Origin of the sequence: Burkholderia cenocepacia, from assembly GCF_900446215.1 — a bacterium.
Lineage (GTDB): Bacteria > Pseudomonadota > Gammaproteobacteria > Burkholderiales > Burkholderiaceae > Burkholderia > Burkholderia cenocepacia.
The window spans coordinates 1,565,826-1,583,211 of the sequence record NZ_UAQZ01000001.1; the positions used below are offsets into that span (position 1 = coordinate 1,565,826).

At 67.8% G+C, this 17,386-nt stretch carries 16 protein-coding genes; 9 read left to right on the top strand and 7 right to left on the bottom strand.

Annotated features, from left to right (window positions below):
* Positions 1 to 13: 13 nt before the first annotated feature.
* A complete protein-coding gene (locus tag DTA15_RS07285; RefSeq protein WP_006482222.1) occupies positions 14 to 958 on the bottom strand; it encodes a choline ABC transporter substrate-binding protein in 945 nt (314 codons plus the stop codon).
* Positions 959 to 1,222: 264 nt separating this feature from the next.
* Here DTA15_RS07285 and DTA15_RS07290 point away from each other — a divergent pair, with 264 nt between their 5' ends.
* The 3 genes from DTA15_RS07290 (at position 1,223) to DTA15_RS07300 (ending at position 3,199) form a co-directional block, all read left to right on the top strand.
* Positions 1,223 to 1,903: an MgtC/SapB family protein gene (locus DTA15_RS07290; RefSeq protein ID WP_006482226.1), complete on the top strand. Its 681-nt coding sequence runs from the start codon at positions 1,223 to 1,225 to the stop codon at positions 1,901 to 1,903.
* 44 nt (positions 1,904 to 1,947) lie between these two features.
* A complete protein-coding gene (locus DTA15_RS07295; protein ID WP_006482225.1) occupies positions 1,948 to 2,715 on the top strand; it encodes a DeoR/GlpR family DNA-binding transcription regulator in 768 nt (255 codons plus the stop codon).
* 160 nt (positions 2,716 to 2,875) lie between these two features.
* Positions 2,876 to 3,199 carry a winged helix-turn-helix domain-containing protein gene (locus DTA15_RS07300; protein ID WP_006495828.1) on the top strand — a complete coding sequence of 108 codons (324 nt, stop codon included), beginning with the start codon at positions 2,876 to 2,878 and terminating at the stop codon, positions 3,197 to 3,199.
* Between the two features lie 30 nt (positions 3,200 to 3,229).
* On the opposite strand, the gene DTA15_RS07305 is transcribed toward DTA15_RS07300, so the two are convergent.
* The 5 genes from DTA15_RS07305 to DTA15_RS07325 all read right to left on the bottom strand — a co-directional run bounded on the left by DTA15_RS07305 (position 3,230) and on the right by DTA15_RS07325 (position 8,860).
* Positions 3,230 to 4,579: a DUF2325 domain-containing protein gene (locus DTA15_RS07305; RefSeq protein WP_006482218.1), complete on the bottom strand. Its 1,350-nt coding sequence runs from the start codon at positions 4,577 to 4,579 to the stop codon at positions 3,230 to 3,232.
* 119 nt (positions 4,580 to 4,698) lie between these two features.
* Positions 4,699 to 5,247 (bottom strand): hypothetical protein, encoded by a 549-nt coding sequence (locus DTA15_RS07310; protein ID WP_012493093.1) that lies wholly within the window; start codon positions 5,245 to 5,247, stop codon positions 4,699 to 4,701.
* A 119-nt stretch (positions 5,248 to 5,366) separates the two neighbouring features.
* Positions 5,367 to 6,848, bottom strand: coding sequence for an aldehyde dehydrogenase family protein (locus DTA15_RS07315; protein ID WP_034178280.1), 1,482 nt, complete (start codon positions 6,846 to 6,848; stop codon positions 5,367 to 5,369).
* A gap of 22 nt (positions 6,849 to 6,870) precedes the next feature.
* Entirely contained in the window at positions 6,871 to 7,821 is a 951-nt protein-coding gene (gene speB, locus DTA15_RS07320; RefSeq protein WP_006495824.1) for an agmatinase, read from the bottom strand.
* Positions 7,822 to 7,975: 154 nt separating this feature from the next.
* Positions 7,976 to 8,860: a helix-turn-helix transcriptional regulator gene (locus DTA15_RS07325; protein WP_006484521.1), complete on the bottom strand. Its 885-nt coding sequence runs from the start codon at positions 8,858 to 8,860 to the stop codon at positions 7,976 to 7,978.
* 205 nt (positions 8,861 to 9,065) lie between these two features.
* On the opposite strand from DTA15_RS07325, the gene DTA15_RS07330 reads away from it, so the two are divergent.
* From DTA15_RS07330 to DTA15_RS07345, 4 genes are all read left to right on the top strand, one after another.
* Positions 9,066 to 9,410 carry a cupin domain-containing protein gene (locus DTA15_RS07330; protein WP_006484551.1) on the top strand — a complete coding sequence of 115 codons (345 nt, stop codon included), beginning with the start codon at positions 9,066 to 9,068 and terminating at the stop codon, positions 9,408 to 9,410.
* An 85-nt stretch (positions 9,411 to 9,495) separates the two neighbouring features.
* On the top strand, positions 9,496 to 10,956 hold the full coding sequence (locus DTA15_RS07335; RefSeq protein ID WP_006484598.1) for an NAD(P)/FAD-dependent oxidoreductase: 1,461 nt from the start codon (positions 9,496 to 9,498) through the stop codon (positions 10,954 to 10,956).
* 87 nt (positions 10,957 to 11,043) lie between these two features.
* On the top strand, positions 11,044 to 12,234 hold the full coding sequence (locus tag DTA15_RS07340) for an MFS transporter (RefSeq protein WP_006492867.1): 1,191 nt from the start codon (positions 11,044 to 11,046) through the stop codon (positions 12,232 to 12,234).
* A 123-nt stretch (positions 12,235 to 12,357) separates the two neighbouring features.
* Positions 12,358 to 13,278, top strand: a complete 921-nt coding sequence (locus DTA15_RS07345; protein WP_012493096.1) for a LysR family transcriptional regulator — start codon at positions 12,358 to 12,360, stop codon at positions 13,276 to 13,278.
* Positions 13,279 to 13,293: 15 nt separating this feature from the next.
* Here DTA15_RS07345 and DTA15_RS07350 read toward each other — a convergent pair whose 3' ends face one another.
* The gene (locus tag DTA15_RS07350; RefSeq protein WP_006484603.1) at positions 13,294 to 14,124 is read right to left on the bottom strand and encodes a helix-turn-helix transcriptional regulator; all 831 of its coding nucleotides are present in this window, start codon (positions 14,122 to 14,124) and stop codon (positions 13,294 to 13,296) included.
* Positions 14,125 to 14,364: 240 nt separating this feature from the next.
* Between DTA15_RS07350 and DTA15_RS07355 the strand changes: the two genes are divergently transcribed.
* On the top strand, positions 14,365 to 16,089 hold the full coding sequence (locus DTA15_RS07355) for an amidohydrolase (protein WP_006484588.1): 1,725 nt from the start codon (positions 14,365 to 14,367) through the stop codon (positions 16,087 to 16,089).
* Positions 16,090 to 16,267: 178 nt separating this feature from the next.
* Positions 16,268 to 17,383: a polyamine ABC transporter substrate-binding protein gene (locus DTA15_RS07360; protein ID WP_012493097.1), complete on the top strand. Its 1,116-nt coding sequence runs from the start codon at positions 16,268 to 16,270 to the stop codon at positions 17,381 to 17,383.
* Positions 17,384 to 17,386 lie beyond the last annotated feature (3 nt).

The following is a 17,386-nucleotide window of genomic DNA, read 5'->3' on the forward strand; positions in this document are numbered from 1 at the left end:
TTGTATCGCGTCGTCACGCGCCGATGAGTTTGTCGATCGCGTCCTTCGCGTTCTTCCCGTCGATGGTCGTGACGCCGTCGAGCCACTTCGACAGCACGCCGGGGTTCTTCTTCGCCCATTCCTTCGCGACCGCGATCGGGTCGGCGTGATTCATGATCGGCACCATCAGCTGGTTCTCCTCGTCGGTCGTGAATGTCAGGTTGGTCAGCAGCCGGCCGACGTTCGGGCAGCGTTCGAGATAGCCGGGCGAGACCAGCGTATAGACCTTCGCGGAGCCGTAGTTCGGGCCGAACACGGTGTCGCCGCCGTCGAGATACGCGATCTTGTATTGGAGGTTCATCGGATGCGGCTCCCACGCGAGGAACACGATCATCCGGTGCTCCTGCACCGCGCGCGTCACCTGCACGAGCATCCCGGCTTCGCTCGATTCGACCAGCTTGAAGCCGCCGAGCCCGAACTCGTTCTTGTCGATCATTCGCTGGATCAGCGCGTTGCCGTTGTTGCCCGCGCCGATCCCGTAGATCTTGCCGTCGAGCTGGTCGCGAAACCGGGCGATGTCGGCAAAGCGCTTGAGGCCCTTGTCCGACGCGTATTGCGGCACGGCCAGCGTGTAGCGCGCGCCGACCAGGTTCGGCTGCGGCAGCAGGTGAACGGCGCCGGCGTCGACGAACGGTTTCACGGTCGGCGTCATGCTCGGATCCCAGTAGCCGAGGAAGGCATCGATCTGCGCCTTCTTCACGCCGGCCAGCACGATCGGCGGCGACGCGATCGTCTTGGTGGCCTCGTAGCCGAGCCCGTCCAGCAGCATCATCGCGACGCCGGTGGTGGCCGCGATGTCGCTCCAGCCGACGTCGCCGAGCGTCACCTTCCTGCACACGTCGCCTTCCGACGCGTGAGCGGGGGCCGTTGCCAGCGCCGTCAGCAACGTTGCAGCCAGCATCCATGCCTTCTTCATCATGTCGGTCTCCTAAGCAGTGTTCCGGATCGTGTTACCTGATTGGTCTGACGATTGATCGTGTGGATCGGATGAAACAAACAAACTTGGGTCTGGCTTTGTCGTTTTGCGTACCGTATATTAGAACGCACAAAATCGCAAGATCACACAAAAATACAAATCGTGGGGTGGCCCGTGCGACGTGGGCGGGACGAGGGCAGGAAAAGTCGGGGCGGCCCGTACGGGCTGCGCGTCATCGAGTGGAACCGCAGGACAAGGAGACTTCGCATGATCAGTCAGCTGGAAATCATTGCCCGCCTGTTGCTGGCGGCCTTGCTCGGCAGCCTCGTCGGCATCGAGCGCGAACGGCTGTCGTGGGCGGCCGGGTTGCGCACGCACATGCTGGTGGCCGTGGGGGCCGCGCTCGTGATGGTCGTGTCGGCGTTCGGCTTCGCCGATATCCAGGACGCGAAGAACGTGTCGCTGGATCCGTCGCGCGTCGCCGCGCAGGTCGTGTCGGGCATCGGCTTTCTGGGCGCGGGGTCGATCATGCTGCGCGGCGAGATCATCCGCGGGCTGACGACCGCCGCGAGCCTGTGGGTCGTCGCGGCGGTCGGGCTCGCCGTGGGCGGCGGGATGTACGTGGCCGCGATCGCCGCGACCGCGATCGTGCTGGCGATCCTGGCCGGGCTGAAGCCGATCGAGAAGCGCTTCTTCGCGACGCGGCAGCGCTGGGGCGTGCGCATTCTCGCGAGCCGCGGCGCGGTGAAGCTCACGTCGCTGCAGGCGATGCCCGGCATCGACCAGGCACGGATCGTCCGGTTCATCATCGAGCAGGACGACGCGACGCCCGACGACGATCGCATCCACGTGGTGTTTTCGAAGATGACGAGCGGCGAGTTCCAGGTGGCGCGTCAATCCCTGCAGACCCTCGCCGGCATCAAAAAATTGGAGGAAAGCGCTGGGTAGACGGTCATTCGAATAATATTGACGAACATTTCCGAGGACATTTCATGTGGCAAGAAGAGCGATACCAGAGGATTCGGCTTCTGTTATCGAAGATGCAGCGCGTTTCCACCGACCGGATCATGGCCGAGCTGAACGTGTCGCGCGAAACCGTGCGCCGCGATCTGGTCGACCTCGAGGCGCTCGGTGAACTGAAGCGCGTGCACGGCGGCGCGGTGCAGGTCGGCGACGAAGCGCCGATCGCCGAGCGTGCGCAGACGCATGTGAAGGCGAAGCTGGCGATCGCCCGCGCGGCCGCGCGGCTGGTGTCGGGCTCGCAGACGCTGTTCATCGACGCGGGCACGACCACGACGCTGCTGGCCGAGGAACTGGCGAAGCTGTCGGGCCTCACGATCGTCACGAATTCGATCGACGTCGCGCTGAAGATGCGCTCGGGTGACCCGGCGCAGGCGAAGAACGAAACGATCCTGCTCGGCGGGATGATCGGCAGCCGCGCGGCGGCGACGGTCGGCGACGGCACGGTCGCCGAAATCTTCCGCTATCGCGCCGATCTCGCGTTGCTGTCGCCGGTCGGCGTCGACCACGTGCGCGGCGCGACGAACTACGACCGGATGGAAACCGAAGTGGCGCGCGCGATGGTCAGCAACGCGGCGGAAGTCGCGATCCTCGCCGATTTCAGCAAGCTCGGCACGAACAGCCGGATCGGCTTCTGCGAACCGGCGCGGATCGGCACGCTGGTCACCGACCAGAAAGCGGAGTCGGTCGACAGCTACAAGAACATCCGGAAGGTCATCAAGAACATCGTGCTGTCCTAGGCGGCTGGCGGGCATCGTCGCGCGCGTGCCCGAGGGCTGAACCAGGCAGGTGGGCCGCCGGCGTTCGCCGTGCCGGCCATCGTGTATGCTTGCCCGCATCGATCTAACGGCGGACAACATGAAGACTCCGGCACACCCCAAGCCTGAGGTGCGGTTCAGGATGCGTATCCAGCAGGCCGACACGATCGCGCTCGGCCCGGGCAAGGTCGCGCTGCTCGAAGCGGTGCGCGAGCACGGCTCGATTTCGGCGGCGGCGCGCAGCCTGAACATGTCGTACCGGCGTGCGTGGCTGCTGATGGACGAGCTGAACCGTTCGCTGAAATCGCCGGCGACGGTGTCCGAGCATGGCGGGCAGAGCGGCGGCGGCAGCGTGCTGACGCCGGTCGGCGAGGAAATCATCCGTCTTTATCGCGGGATCGAGGCGCGCGCGTACGCGGCTTGCGCGGACGAGATCGCCGCGCTCACGAAAATGGTGCGGCGCTGAAGGGTGCGTCGCGCTGACGTGCGCGCCGGCCTACCCGTGCCGCAGGCAGAAGCGTGACGACGTATCGCTCGCGGCGGCATTCGGCATGATGACGTCGCGTGCCTGCGCATCGAGCCGCCCGATCAATTCGACGAAGCTCGCCACGCTGGCGGTCCGCAGCGGGTAGTACGCGATGTGATGCCGCTCGCAGGTGCGCTTGAGCAGGTTCATCGAATCGTGGTCGATGCAGTCGACCGGAAACACGACCATCCGCGCGCCTGGCAGCGCCGCGGCCAGCAAGCCCTTGCGATCCTCGATGCCGCCGTCGTGCAGCGTCACTTCGCCGCCCGCCGTTTCGACGATCCGCCGGATCGCGCGGTTCGAGCCGGGCCGTCCGCCGACATAGACGACGCGCGTGCCCCGCAGTATCGACAGCGAATGCGCCGCGTGCTCGGCCGGGTCGTCCGTCGACGCCTGCACCGCCTGTTCGAGCGCGCTTGCTTCGGCGCGCAGCGTCTTGACCATCGCCATCAGGTCGTCGAGCCGCGCGCGCATCGCACGGGCGCTTGCCTGTTCCGCGGCGATCCGCTGCTCGGCCGCCTCGCGGCGGCTCGTGTGCAGCGCGAGCCGCTCGTCGCGCGCCGCCAGCGCTTCGCGCAACGCGTGTACTTCGTCGCGCAGCACGCTTTCGGCCGCAAGCGGTGGCGCGTGCCGGTGTGCGTGGAGCGCATCCCGCTCCTGCAGCGCCGCGTCGCGCTGCGTGCTCATTTCGTGCAGGCGTGCCTGCTGTCGTTCGAGCTTCGCGTGCAGTTCCGCATTCTCCCGTTCGAGCGCGACCAGCCGCCGGATATCGGCGCGATTGGCCGCGCCGACCAGATGCGACAGCATGTGCACGTCGCCGAACGCGACCTGGCGCACGGCCATCGTCGCGCGCGGATGCGTCATCAGCGCCCAGTACGCCGGGGGAATGTCGCCGCTCGCGAGCGCGTCCTTCCAGCGCGCGACGAGTGCGTCCGCGTCCTTCGCGCCGTCGAATGCGCGGATCGCTCCGGCATAACGCTCGTCGAGCGCCTTGTGCAACGCCTTGGCGCCGGCCGTGCCGCCGATCGCGAGTTCGACGGCCGCGTGATGGATCTCCAGATCGGTCGCGCGCTGACGGTCGACATCGGCGAATTTCGGCACCAGCTTGCGCAGTTCGTGCGTGGTCAGGCACGTGCCGATGATCGAGCAGTGCAGGTTCGCGTCGAGTTCGGACAGGCGCGCGCGGCGCGTCAGTTCGACTTGTTGCGCGCGGGACGGCGCGCAGCAGGCGTCGATCCGCGTGCCGGCTGCCGCGGGCGAATGGCCGCCGGGCGACGAGAGGTCCGCCGTGCGGGCCAGGCGAAAGGGCGGAGCGTGCATGTTGACCTCGATCCGGCACGATCGGGCCGGAGACGGATGCGCGAAAGATGGCTCGAAATATACCACGGAATATAACGAGGCCGATGCCGGGGAAATACCGGGCAGCGGGGATCGCGCGGTCAGCAGAGTGCCGTTGAACGGTCGATCGGCTGCGGCACGACGGCAGGCGCAGCGGGCGGAACCGGGGTCGATGCCGAGGCCGGCGCATGGCGCGCGATCACGGATTCGACGCACAACCCGACGAACAGCACGTCGACGCGCTCCAGCGCGATGACCGCGCGGCGCATCGCGGCCGGGTCGTTGCTGAACGCATCGGAAAACACGTCGTCGCGCGTGCGTTCGAGGCGGCGCGCGTGGCCGATCGCGCGTTCGAGTTCGGGCAGCCGCGTGAAGCGGGCAGTGCGCGCTTCGTGTTCGAGCATCGACAGCAATTCTCGAAGGCCCATGGCCGACAGTGCGTCGTCCGGCATGGCTTCGGCGTGCGCGGCCGAGAACATCCGGATGAAACGTGCGACGCTGCCGCGCAGGCGGCGGAACGCATCGACGACATCGGTGACCTGCTGCGCCCGCGCGTCGCTCGACAGCGGCTTGAGCGCGCTGATCTTGCGCGCGAACGGCTGTTCCCGGGCGTTGTGCAGCGGGGTGCGATCCGTCGCCGTGCGGGTCATGATGATGCTCCGGGTATGCAGGTCTCGATATATTCTACGGAATATATCGAATTCGCAAAAAAAGGCGATACCGTCGCCGCGCGACACGGTATCGCCCACGACCCGAACGACCGCACCGGTCAGTCGATCGCGCGCATCGCGTGGCGCAGTTCCTGATAGCTGCGCAGCCCCGCGACGCCGAGTTCGCGCCCGATCCCGCTGAGCCCGAAGCCGCCCCAGCACACGTGCGGGTAGATCAGCTGCGGCGCATTGATCCACACGAGCCCCGCGCGCACGCGCCGCTGGAACCGCCGTGCGACGGCCGCATCGCGCGTGACGACGGTCGCGACGAGCCCGTAGCGCGTATCGTTCGCGAGCGCGATCGCTTCGTCATCGGTGCGGAACGATTTCACGCACGCGACGGGGCCGAACACTTCGTCGGTCCATAGCGGGTTGTCCGCGGCCGGTTCGGCGATCACGACGGGCGCCATGAAGAAGCCGGCGCCGCCGGCGTCCGCGACGCGGCCGCTGAACGCGATGCGTGCGCCCGCATCGACGCCGTGTTCGAGCATCGCCTCGACTCGCGCGCGGTGCGCGGCGGAGATCAGCGGCCCCATCGCGACCTGGTCGGTGCCCGGCGGCGCGACGACGAGCGCGCGCACGGCCGTCTCGAACGCGGCCATGAAGCTGCGATAGAGGCTGTCGTGCACGAGGATGCGCGCGGTGGCCGAGCACATCTGGCCGGCGTTGGTGAACGCGCCCGCCACGGCGAGCGACACCGCGACATCGAGATCGGCATCGTCGCGCACGATCAGCGACGACTTGCCGCCGAGTTCGAGCGTCACGCGCTTCATGTCGATGGCCGCGGCCTGCATCACCTTGCGGCCGGCCGCCGTGCTGCCCGTAAACGAAATCTTGTCGATCAGCGGATGCGTGGTCAGCGCCGCGCCGACCTCGGCGTCGCCGTTCACGACGTTGACGACGCCGGCCGGCACACCCGCTTCGATGACGATGTCGAGCAGCGCATGCTCGGTCGGCGACGTGAGCTCGGACGGCTTCAGCACGACCGCGCAGCCGGCCGCGAGCGCGGGCGCGAGCTTCCATGCGGTCGTGACCATCGGGAAATTCCACGGCATCACCAGCGCGGCGACGCCGACCGGATCGTGGAAGCGTTCGGCCGTGACGGCGTCGCTCGGCAACGCAACCGGTTCGGCCGCGAACAGCGCCGGGTCTTCGCACAGCTTCGCGTAGTACGCGAAGGTCGCGACGACATCGCCGACGTCCGCGTCGGCCTCGAACGGCGGCTTGCCGCTCACCTGCATCTGCAACGCGGCGAGACGCTCGCGCGCGGCGTCGACCCGCCCGGCGATCGCCGCGAGCACGCGGCCGCGCTCGGCGGGCGGCGTATCGCGCCAGCCGGCGAACGCGTCGCGCGCGGCGCGCACCGCGGCGTCGACGTGCGCGGGCGTCGCGAATTCCTGCCAGCCGATCGTATTGCCGGTCGATGCGTTGAAGACCGGCGCGCCGATCGTGTCGGAATGCGTGCGCACCGGCTGGCCGGCGATGCGCGCGGCGGGCAGCACGAAAGGGTGCGTGGAACGGGAAAGTTCGGCGGTGGACATGACGGTCATCCTGTCGATCGGGTTAGCGGTAGGCGACGCCCGGCATCACGCAGAGCATTTCGAACGCGAGGTTCGCGCCGGTGAGCGCGGTGGTGCCGGCCGGATCGTACGGCGGCGATACTTCGACGAGGTCCGCGCCGACGATGTTCAGGCCCTTCATGCCGCGCACGATCTCCAGGCCCTGTTGCACGGTCAGGCCGCCGATTTCCGGCGTGCCGGTGCCCGGCGCGAACGACGGGTCGAGGCCGTCGATGTCGAAGCTCAGGTACACCGGCGTGTCGCCGACGCGTTCGCGCACCTGCGCCATCAGCGGCGCGAGCGACTTGTTCCAGCAGTCTTCCGCCTGCACGACGGTGAAACCCTGCTGCCGGCACCAGTCGAAATCGTCCGCGTGATAGCCGGTGCCGCGCAGGCCGATCTGCGTGACCTTGTCGCATTGCAGCAGGCCGTCTTCCACCGCGCGGCGGAACGGCGTGCCGTGCGCGATCTTCTCGCCGAACATCGTGTCGTTCACGTCCGCGTGCGCATCGACGTGCACGACCGCGACCTTGCCGTACTTCCGGTGCAATGCGCGCAGGATCGGCCACGCGATCGTGTGATCGCCGCCGAGCGTGATCGGCCGGCAGCCGTTCGCGACGATCGCGTCGTATGCCTCCTCGATGCGGCGCACCGAGTCCTTCAGGTCGTACGGGTTGGTCGCGACGTCGCCGATGTCGGCCACCTGCAGCGAATCGAACGGCGCGGCGCGGGTGGCCATGTTGTACGGGCGCAGCAGCACGGATTCGGTGCGGATCTGGCGCGGGCCGAAGCGCGCGCCCGAGCGGTTCGACGTGCCGAGATCGAGCGGCACGCCGACGAAGCACGCGTCGAGGCCGTCGGTCGTCGTGGCCTGCGGCAGCCGCATCATCGTGGCGATGCCGCCAAAGCGCGGCATCTCGTTGCCGCCCATCGGTTGGTTCAGTTCGCGGGGCATGGGGCCGTCTCCTCTTTCTGGTGTCAAGCGATCGGCCGATGGTAGAGGAGAACGCACGCGCGAAGATCCTGAAGTCGCAACGTTTACATCGACAGGTCTCGATGCAAGTGGCGCCGCCGCATCGACGCGGCGCGACCGAACGCGGCGGCGCGGGTCAGCGCGGGATGGCCGGCGGTGCGTCGTCGTCGTGCGCGCCGGCGGCGGGAAGCGCGGCTGCCGCCGACCCCCATGCGGAGAGTTCGCGCTTGGTGCGCACGCCGAGCTTCGCGAAGGCACGCTTCACGTACGACTCGGCCGACGCGACGCGCACGCCCAGAATCGCGGCGGCTTCGGGCACGGTCTTGCCGGACAGCAGGTGTTTGCAGGTCTCGTATTCGCGTTTCGACAGCTTCACGTCGCCGGCCGCGAGCCGCGCGTCGAATTGCGCGAGCGGATGGACGTCGGGCGTCGGGTGCGCGATGCGCCGCGCGGCGGTGGTCGACGCATGCAGTTCGAGCAGCGGGAACAGCACGTCGCTGATGCTGCGGAAGCGGTTCATCTCGGCGAGCGTGAACGGCGGACGGTCGCGGCCGCGCTCCAGCGCGATCGAATGCTGCGAATAGCGCGTGCCGCGTGCGAGCACGCATTCGTGACCGATATGCACGTCGTCGTAGATCCGCTGGCGGAATTCGCCGGGCGGGATCGCCGCGATGTCGCGCACGACCAGCATCGTGCCGGTCTTGCCGCGCAGCCCCGCGAACAGCGGGTCGCTGTCGAGAAAGCGCTCGTAGTAGAGCGTCATCACGTCGGAGATTTCGGTGGCTTCGGTCCCGATGCCGCTGCTGCCGATCCATTCGCAGCGGTAGCCGGTGGGCATCGTGCCGTCGACGCGCGAGCGTTCGACGTGCGCGACGTCGAGCGGCACGACGTCGTTCAGCAGTTGCGTGAGGCGCGGCACGAAATGCGGCGTGCCGACCGTCTCGATCAGCTCGCCCAGCGCCTTGAACGACACGTTGAAATGGTCGTCGTCGCGGTGGAAGGGGTTCACGTTGAGCAGCATGCGGGTCCCAGGAACCGGCCCTTGAAGCGGCGCGATTGTAGCGATCCGCGCCCGAAAAGGTCATTAGGGGAATTACCGTACGGAGTCCTGCTGCCTCGCGTACCCCCGAAAACGCGGCTTGTCCCCCCCGAAGGGGGGCATACCGGGGCAGTGTAAATGAGTAACTTTGTCTCTGCTTTTTTCAATCGAGAGACGAAAGATTCAGATGACCAAACTGATCAAGGACATCCTGCCGCTGGGCGCAGGCGTGGGCGAATTCACGAAGCTCGACTTCGGGATGGACGAAAGCGACTGGCGCGCGGCCGAAGGCAAGAGCGGCAACTACATCGTCGGCTGGTGGGAGGGCAAGGCCGGCTCGGTGGAGTTTCCGGAAACGGCAGCCGACGAAGCGGTGTGGCTCGTCGAGGGCCGGATCGCGCTGACCGACGTCGAGGGCAACCGCAAGGAATTCACGCCGGGCCAGGGCTATCTGCTGCCGGCCGGTTTCGCGGGCCGCTGGGAGACGATCGAGGACGCGAAGAAGTTCTACGTGCTGCTCGAGCAGTCGTGATGTCGGAAACCGCCGCCGCGTCGTCGTCGTCCCTGTGACGCGAACCCGGCGGCGGTTTCGTTTTTCGCGTGTGATGGCTGGGATCATGGAAATGGAAGTCAACGAAGCAAAACGGACCGCGCCGGTCGACGCGCACGCGCTGCGCGGCGCGCCGGTCGCGCTGGGCGTCGAAGCGGCGCTCGCGAATACGAAACTGTTCCCGTACTGGCTCGACAACCCGGCCGCGCCGGCCGCCGAGCCGGCCCTCGTCGGCGACGTGACGGCCGACCTGCTGATCGTCGGCGGCGGCTTCACGGGGCTGTGGTCGGCCGTGCAGGCGAAAGAACAGATGCCGCACCTGAACGTGGTGCTGATCGAGGCCGGCAAGGTCGCGCACGGCGCATCGGGCCGCGCGGGCGGGATCATCTCGACGTCGGTGATGCACGGGCTGCCGAACGCGGTGCGCGTGTTCCCGAACGATATCGCGCAGCTCGAAGCGTTCGGACACCGCAACCTCGACGGTTTCGAGGAAACGCTGAAGCGTTACGACATCGACGCCGACATCGAATGGAACGGCGAGATGACGGTCGCGGTCGATCCCGAGCACCTCGTGCACCTGAAGGGCGACTACGACCTGCATCGCGAATACGGCCACGACGTCGTGCTGCTGAACCGCGACGAAACACTCGCGCAACTGAATTCGCCGCTGTTCGCGGGCGCGCTGTGGTCGCGCAACCGAAGCGGCATCGTGCATCCGGCGAAGCTCGCATGGGGGCTGAAGCGCGCGGCGCTGCAGCTCGGCGTGACGCTGTACGAGCACACGCCGCTCACGAGCGTGACCGACGAAGGCAGCACGGTGTTCGTGAAGACGCCGAAGGGCAGCGTGCGCGCGCCGCGCGTCGTGTTCGGCAGCGGCACCGCGAAGGTCGGGATTCCCGACATCAACCGGCGCGTGATGCAGGTGCGCGACCACGTGCTCGCGACCGAGCCGCTGACGGACGCGCAACTCGCGCGGATCGGCTGGAAGAATCGCCAGGGCGTGTACGACACGCGCACGCAGCTCAACTACTTCCGGCTGACGAAGAACAACAACATCATCTTCGGCGGCCTGGTCAGCTATCACTTCGACGGCGACCCGGAGCCGCATCAGGACGGCCGGCGCGAAACCTACTACCGGCTCGCGGAAGCGTTCTACCGCACGTTCCCGCAACTGAGCGACGTGCGCTTCTCGCACGCGTGGGGCGGCCCGATCGACTACTGCTCGCGCGGCTCGGTGTTCGCGAAGCGCTATCTCGGCGACAAGGCCGTGTTCGTCGCCGGCTATACGGGCTTCGGCGTCGCGGCGAGCCGGTTCGGCGCGTTCATGGGGCTGAACATCCTGTTCGACCGCGACAGCCCGGAGCGCAAGCTCGACATCGCGAACCAGAGCCCGAGCTACATCCCGCCGGAGCCGATGCGCTGGGTCGCCGCGAAGATCACGTTCCATGCGTTCGACGGCGCGGATGCCGAAGGCGGCTGGAAGCGTGCGTGGATCAGCGGCCTCAAGGCGATGGGCTTCCCGATGTAAGCGACACGGCGGCCCCGCGCGGGCCGCCGCCATGACACGCTCCCCCGAGGAGACGGTCCGCACGGCGGACACGGAGAGAGACACCCCATGAACGTTGTGAACCTGCAGGATGAAGCGCGGCAGGAAAGCGCGCTGTTCGTCGTCGTGATGCTGCTGCTCGGCATGCTCGGGCCGACGGTCTTTCTCGGTCTGCCCGCGATCGTCGGGCAGGTCGAACGCCACTGGGGCTTCGGCGAAGCGGCGCTCGGGCTGTCGAGCTTCATCGAGGTGCTCGGCGAATCGACGGGCACGCTGCTCGTCGCGTTCGTGCTCGGCCGCCAGCCGGTGCGGCTCGTGCTCGCGGGCGCGGTGACGCTCGCGGCCGGCGCGAATCTCGGCACGCTCGCGACGCACGGGCTCGTCGCGTATTCGACGTTGCAGTTCGTCGCGGGCGTCGGGTCGGGCGGGCTGAACGGCATCGCGCTGCGCTACCTGTCGTATTCGCGCGCGCCGGAGCGCAATCTCGGGATCATGCTGATGGGACAGGTGATGTGGAGCATGGTGCTGCTCGCCTATCTCTTCCCGCTGCTGAGCGGCACGTGGGGCGCGTATGGGGTGTTCGGCTTCGTGGCCTGCGTGCTCGGCATGTTCGTGCTCGCGACGCCGCTGTTTCGCCGCGGCGAAACGATGGCCGCGCCGACGCCGGCCGGCGCCGTCGGCGGCATCGACCGCAAGGGCGCGATGCTCGTGCTGTGCGCGCAGCTCGCGCTGTACGGCGGCGTCGGCGTCGTGTGGACCTTCCTCGAGAAGATCGGTACCGATGCGGGCCTGAGCGGCCGGTCGGTCTCGCTCGTGCTCGGCGTCGCGAACGTCGCGAGCCTGGTGATCTGCGCGGCGATGCCGAAGCTCGGCGCCGGCGCGGGCCTGCGCCGCTGGACGCTGATGAACCTCGGCGGCTGCGCGGTCGCGGCGGTGCTGCTCGCGATGCCGGCGTCGGTCGCGACGTTCACGCTCGGCGCGATCGTGTTCATCGGCTGCTGGACCGGCGGCGCGCTGCTGATCTACGCGACGATTCCGCAGTACGACCTGATCGGCAAGTCGGCCGCGCTGTCGCCGGGCTGCGTCGCATTGGGCTATGGCGTCGGCTCGGTCGCGGGCGGCTCGCTGATCGAACGTGCGGGCACGCAGTCGGCGCTGTTCGCGGCGATCGTGCTGTGCGCGGTCGCGTTCCTCTGTTACGGGCGGCTGCGGCCGGCCGTGTTCGGCATGGCGCGCCCGCTCGCGGTGGCGCCCGAGTGACGGTTGCGACGCGCGCCGCTGCCGATGGCGGCGCGCGTCAGGTTCGGTTCATCGGCGAAGGCGGTCAGGCAGCGCACGATTCGCGCCGTGCCGGCCATGCGTACACGGGCAGCGGCTTCCAGCATGTTTTCGAATACCACCGATCTCGATCTCCGGCTCATCCGGGTCTTTCTGGCCGTCGTCGACGCACGCGGCATCACCGCCGCCGAGGCGTCGCTCGGCGTGCGGCAGTCGACCATCAGCACGCAGCTGTCGGCGCTCGAAGCGCGCGTCGGCTTCAAGCTGTGCGATCGCGGGCGCGGCGGCTTTCGCCTGACGTCGAAGGGCGAACGTTTCGCGGCCACCGCGCGCACGCTCGTCGCGGCGACGTCCGAATTCGTCGCGCGCGTGCGCGACATCGACCGCAAGCTGGTCGGCACGCTGTCGATCGGCTTGATCGGCCAGGCGCCGCTCGTCGAGAACGCGCGCGTGGCCGACGCGATCGGCGCGTTCCGCCAGCGCGACCAGGCCGTCACGTTCGCGATGAAGGTCGCGTCGCCGCAGGAGCTCGAGGAAAGCCTCGTCAACAACCAGCTCGATCTCGCGATCGGCTATTTCTGGCATCGCGTGCCGGGCCTGCTCTACACGCCGCTGTTCACCGAGCAGCAGGTGATCTACTGCGGGCGCGGGCATCCGCTGTTCCATGCGTCGCGGCCCGTGACGGCCGACGATCTGCAACTGCACGACTGGGTATGGCGCACGTATCCGGTGCCGGAGGAGCAGTATCCGCTGCCCGAGCGGCGCGTGACCGCGAGCGCGGACAGCATCGAGGCCGCGACGATCCTGATCCTGTCGGGCGGCCATCTCGGCTACCTGCCCGCGCATTACGCGGAGCCGTTCGAGCAGCGCGGGCTCGTGAAGGCGGTCGGCCGCGCGACGTTCAGCTTCGACGTGCCGCTGCATCTCGCGATGAAGCGCAGCACGAGCGACAAGCCGATCGTCGACGCGTTCTGCGAGGACCTGCTGCGCGCGTTCAACATCAAGGCGGCCGCGCTCGCCGCGTAGGTTCGCGCCCCGCGCTCAGCAGTCGACCAGCACCCAGTCGAACAGCTCGCGGCGCGTGCGCACGCCGAGCTTCGCGAACGCGCGCTTCACGTACGACTCGGCCGTCGACAGCTTCACGTCGAGCTGCTGCGCGGCCTCGGGCACCGAGCGCCCGCACAGCATCAGCCGGCAAATCTCATGCTCGCGGCGCGACAACTGCACGTGCTGCCGTTCGAGCCGCGCATCGAAGCTCGCCTGCGACGCGGCATTCACCGACACCGCCGCCACACGCCGCGCCGCACAGGTGCGCGCGTGCAGCTCGAACATCGGAAACAGCAGATCGACCATCTGCCGGAAGTGGAACAGCTCGTCCGTCGTGAACGCGGCCCGCTCGACCGTGCGCGCGAGGCCGAGCGCGTATTGCTGATGCGCATTGCCGTGCACGAGCAGGCATTCCTGAGCGATGCCCGGTTCGTCGAAGATGCGCCGGCGGAATTCGCCTTGCGCGATGCCGGCGACATGGCGCTGCACGAGCAGCGTCCCCGCCTTGCCGCGCAGCGGCGCGACCAGCGGGTCGGTCTGGCAGTAGTCCTGGTAATAGACGTCCATCACGCGCAGCGTATCGGCCGCGAAGCGCAGGCTGCCGCTGCCCAGCCATTCGACGACGAAGCCCGACGTACTGGCCGGGTCCGCGCGCCAGCGTTCGAGATGCACGGCGTCGGCGTCGATGCTGTCGTTGACGAATTCCGTGACCGCATCGACGAAATCCGGCGTGCCGACCGCGCGTAGCGTCGCGCCGAGCGTATCGGGACGCACGCCGATCAGGTAGTGGCCGCGGGCGGCCGGGTCGGGCTGGAGAAGTCGCATGGTCGGGCGAGGCGGTCGGAGGGGACAGCGCGACGTTACGCGAACGCCGCGCACGCGTCAGCCGGGAATTCACCGGATCAACCGCACGAATTTCGTGCGTTGTCCCCAAAACGACGACAAGACCGCGCGGCGGGCGGGCCGGAAATCGCAAAAGCCCCCGCGCCGGGGGGGCATACCGGCGCGAATCGTCTGCCTATAGTGAAAGCGCTTCGAAAACCTGACGACCAGAAAGGACAGGCCATGCAGATTCAACCGACGCCGGCCGCCGCGACGCCGGCGGATTTCGTTTTGACCCACGCGAGGGTTTACACCGTCGATCCGCACCGGCCGTGGGCGCAGGCCGTTGCCGTGCGCGACGGCCGGATCGTGCATGTCGGCGATACCGCGTCCGTGCGCGCGTACGTCGGCGCGAACACGAAAGTCGTCGATGCGGCCCGCCGGCTCGTGCTGCCGGGCTTCGTCGAATCGCACTGGCACTTCGAGACGACCGCGTTCGCGTTCCAGGCGTTCGTCAACTACGAGGATCCGCACCAGGTGCTCGCCGCGTTGCGCACCTACGTCGAATCGCATCCCGATGAGCCGGCGATCACCGGGATGGGCTGGGTGCAGGCGACGATCCCGCCGGCGATGCTGCGCAAGGAGACCCTCGACGCGGTGTGCGCGGATCGCCCCGTGTGCCTGCTGTCGACCGATTTCCATTCGATGTGGGTGAACTCGAAGGCGCTGGAAATCGCCGGCATCGACGCGTCGACGCCACCCGTGCAGGAAGGCGCGAGCTGGTTCGAGAAGGACGCGGCGACGGGCGAGCCGACCGGGCTGATCGTCGACGGCGCCGCGTACTCGCTGCTGCTGCAGCGGATCAGCGCGGCCGGCCTGCTGCCGACCGGCATCGACCTGTATCTGAAATCGATTCCGCCGTGGCAGGAGAAGCTGTGCGCGGCCGGCGTGACGACCGTGTTCGACGCGGGCTTCTTCGATGCGAGCGGCGACCAGTCGCTGCTGTACGAGACGCTGCAGACGATGGAGCGCGCGGGCGACCTGAAGCTGCGCGTGGTCGGCAGCGTCGCGGTGATCGGCGAGATCGACGATCCGGTCGGCACGCTGGTCCGGTATCGCGAGCGGTACGATTCGCCGCTCGTGAAGGCGCGCGCGCTGAAGCTGTTTCTCGACGGCACCGAGGCGAACCACACCGCGTACCTGCTGGAACCGTATGCGGACCGCCCCGATACCTGCGGCGCGCCGACGATGCCGGCCGACACGTTCAATCGCTATCTGGTCGACGCCGATCGCGCGAACGCGAACGTGATGGTGCACTGCGTCGGCGACGCGGCCGTGCGGATGGCGCTCGACGGCTTCGACGCCGTTAACCGCACGAACCCGCCGCGCGATCGCCGTCATGTGATCACGCACGCGTTCCTCACGCATCCGGACGACATTCCGCGCTTTCGTCGCGCGGGCGTGATGGCGAACACGCAGTTGCAATGGGGCGTGGTCGACGCGTACACCGAGCAGTTGCGCGACCACTACGGCCACGAACGCTGGAGCAACATGTACACGTTCCGCACGTTCGTCGACGCAGGCGTGACGGTGTCGATCGGCATGGATGGCCTCGCGTGCCAGTGCCGCTGTCAGCACAAGCCACTCGAACACATCGAGTCGGGCCATACGCGGCAGCTCGCGGGCGAGCCCGATGCGCCGGTGTTCCCGGACATCGCCGAACGCCTGAGCATTCCGCAGCTGATCGCCGCGTACACGATCCACGGTGCGTACCAGCTCGGCATGGAGCACGAGGTCGGCTCGCTGACGCCCGGCAAGCGCGCGGATCTCGTCGTGCTGGAGCGCGACCTGTTCGAGGTCGGGCAATACGACATCGGGCGCATCGACGTCGGGCTGACGATGATGGGCGGCCGCATCACGCACGTGGGCGACGATTTCGGCGCGCGGACGGGCCTGCAGGCGTCGTGAACGGCGGCGGGCCGGCGATGCGGCGACGGAAGCTTTCAAGTCGCTTCCGTTGCCGCCGATTGTGCGGCGTGTCCCCCTGTTGGCAGGGCAGACCGGCCAATTTCCTCTGGCTACATTTTTCCGGACCGAAGCACGCGCCGCTCATCGCGGGCGGATCATGACATCGACGGAGGAAAACATGGCAGGGGACTGGAAACATCGGGTGAAGAACGCATGCGCGGCGCTCGCGCTGGGTGGTTTCGCCGGGGCGGGCGTGCCCGTCGCGCAGGCGGCGGACGTCGTCAACGTGTACAACTGGGGCAATTCGATCGGCAAGGCGACGATCGCGAACTTCGAGAAGGCGACCGGCATCAAGGTCGTCTACCAGGAGTTCGATTCGAACGAGACGCTGCAGGCGAAGCTGCTGTCGGGTACGTCGGGCTACGACGTCGTCGTGCCGTCCGACATCTTCTGGGCGCGGCAGTTGCAGGCCGGCATCTACCGCAAGATCGACCGAAGCCAGGTGCCGAACTACGGGCTGCTCGATCCGGACATCATGAAGGTGCTGTCGAGAGATGATCCGGGCAACCAGTTCGGCATTCCGTGGACGTGGGGCACCGACGGGCTGGGAATGAACGTCGAGAAGGTGAAGGCCGCGCTCGGCGCCGACGCGCCGCTCGACAGCTGGTCGCTGCTGTTCGATCCGAAGTACGCGAAGAAGCTGAAGCGCTGCGGCGTGTCGGTGCTCGATTCGCCGGTCGATGCATTCGGGATGGCGTTCGTGTACCTGAAGAAGGATCCGAACACGACGAACCCGGCCGACTACCAGGCCGCGTACGAGTTGCTGAAGACGGTACGGCCGTACATCACGCAGTTCAATTCGAGCAGCTACATCAACGATCTCGCGGGCGGCGACATCTGCCTCGCGCTCGGCTGGTCGGGTGACGTGAATTCCGCGCGGATCGCGGCCGCCGCCGCGAAGAAACCGTATCGAATCAAGTACGTGATCCCGACCGAAGGCAGCGCGATGTGGTTCGACATGATGGCGATTCCGAAGGATGCGCCGCATCCGGACGCCGCGCTGAAGTTCGTCAACTTCGTGCTGTCGGAGCAGGAGAGCGCCAACCTGACCAACGACACGTCGTATCCGTCGGCCGTGCCGTCGTCGCGGCACCTCGTGCGCGCCGAGGTGACGAGCGATCCGGCCGTGTTCCCGCCCGCCGACGTGATCCGCCGGCTGAGCCTCAGCAAGCCGGTTCCGCCCGAGCTGATGCGGCTGCAGAACCGTCTGTGGACGAAGCTGAAGACCGAGTAAGCC

Excerpts from the sequence above, each read along its gene's own strand:
- DTA15_RS07285 (WP_006482222.1), bottom strand. The coding sequence starts at position 958 with ATGATGAAGAAGGCATGGATGCTGGCTGCAACGTTGCTGACGGCGCTG.
- DTA15_RS07290 (WP_006482226.1), top strand. The coding sequence starts at position 1,223 with ATGATCAGTCAGCTGGAAATCATTGCCCGCCTGTTGCTGGCGGCCTTG.
- DTA15_RS07295 (WP_006482225.1), top strand. The coding sequence starts at position 1,948 with ATGTGGCAAGAAGAGCGATACCAGAGGATTCGGCTTCTGTTATCGAAG.
- DTA15_RS07300 (WP_006495828.1), top strand. The coding sequence starts at position 2,876 with ATGCGTATCCAGCAGGCCGACACGATCGCGCTCGGCCCGGGCAAGGTC.
- DTA15_RS07305 (WP_006482218.1), bottom strand. The coding sequence starts at position 4,579 with ATGCACGCTCCGCCCTTTCGCCTGGCCCGCACGGCGGACCTCTCGTCG.
- DTA15_RS07310 (WP_012493093.1), bottom strand. The coding sequence starts at position 5,247 with ATGACCCGCACGGCGACGGATCGCACCCCGCTGCACAACGCCCGGGAA.
- DTA15_RS07315 (WP_034178280.1), bottom strand. The coding sequence starts at position 6,848 with ATGTCCACCGCCGAACTTTCCCGTTCCACGCACCCTTTCGTGCTGCCC.
- speB (WP_006495824.1), bottom strand. The coding sequence starts at position 7,821 with ATGCCCCGCGAACTGAACCAACCGATGGGCGGCAACGAGATGCCGCGC.
- DTA15_RS07325 (WP_006484521.1), bottom strand. The coding sequence starts at position 8,860 with ATGCTGCTCAACGTGAACCCCTTCCACCGCGACGACGACCATTTCAAC.
- DTA15_RS07330 (WP_006484551.1), top strand. The coding sequence starts at position 9,066 with ATGACCAAACTGATCAAGGACATCCTGCCGCTGGGCGCAGGCGTGGGC.
- DTA15_RS07335 (WP_006484598.1), top strand. The coding sequence starts at position 9,496 with ATGGAAATGGAAGTCAACGAAGCAAAACGGACCGCGCCGGTCGACGCG.
- DTA15_RS07340 (WP_006492867.1), top strand. The coding sequence starts at position 11,044 with ATGAACGTTGTGAACCTGCAGGATGAAGCGCGGCAGGAAAGCGCGCTG.
- DTA15_RS07345 (WP_012493096.1), top strand. The coding sequence starts at position 12,358 with ATGTTTTCGAATACCACCGATCTCGATCTCCGGCTCATCCGGGTCTTT.
- DTA15_RS07350 (WP_006484603.1), bottom strand. The coding sequence starts at position 14,124 with ATGCGACTTCTCCAGCCCGACCCGGCCGCCCGCGGCCACTACCTGATC.
- DTA15_RS07355 (WP_006484588.1), top strand. The coding sequence starts at position 14,365 with ATGCAGATTCAACCGACGCCGGCCGCCGCGACGCCGGCGGATTTCGTT.
- DTA15_RS07360 (WP_012493097.1), top strand. The coding sequence starts at position 16,268 with ATGGCAGGGGACTGGAAACATCGGGTGAAGAACGCATGCGCGGCGCTC.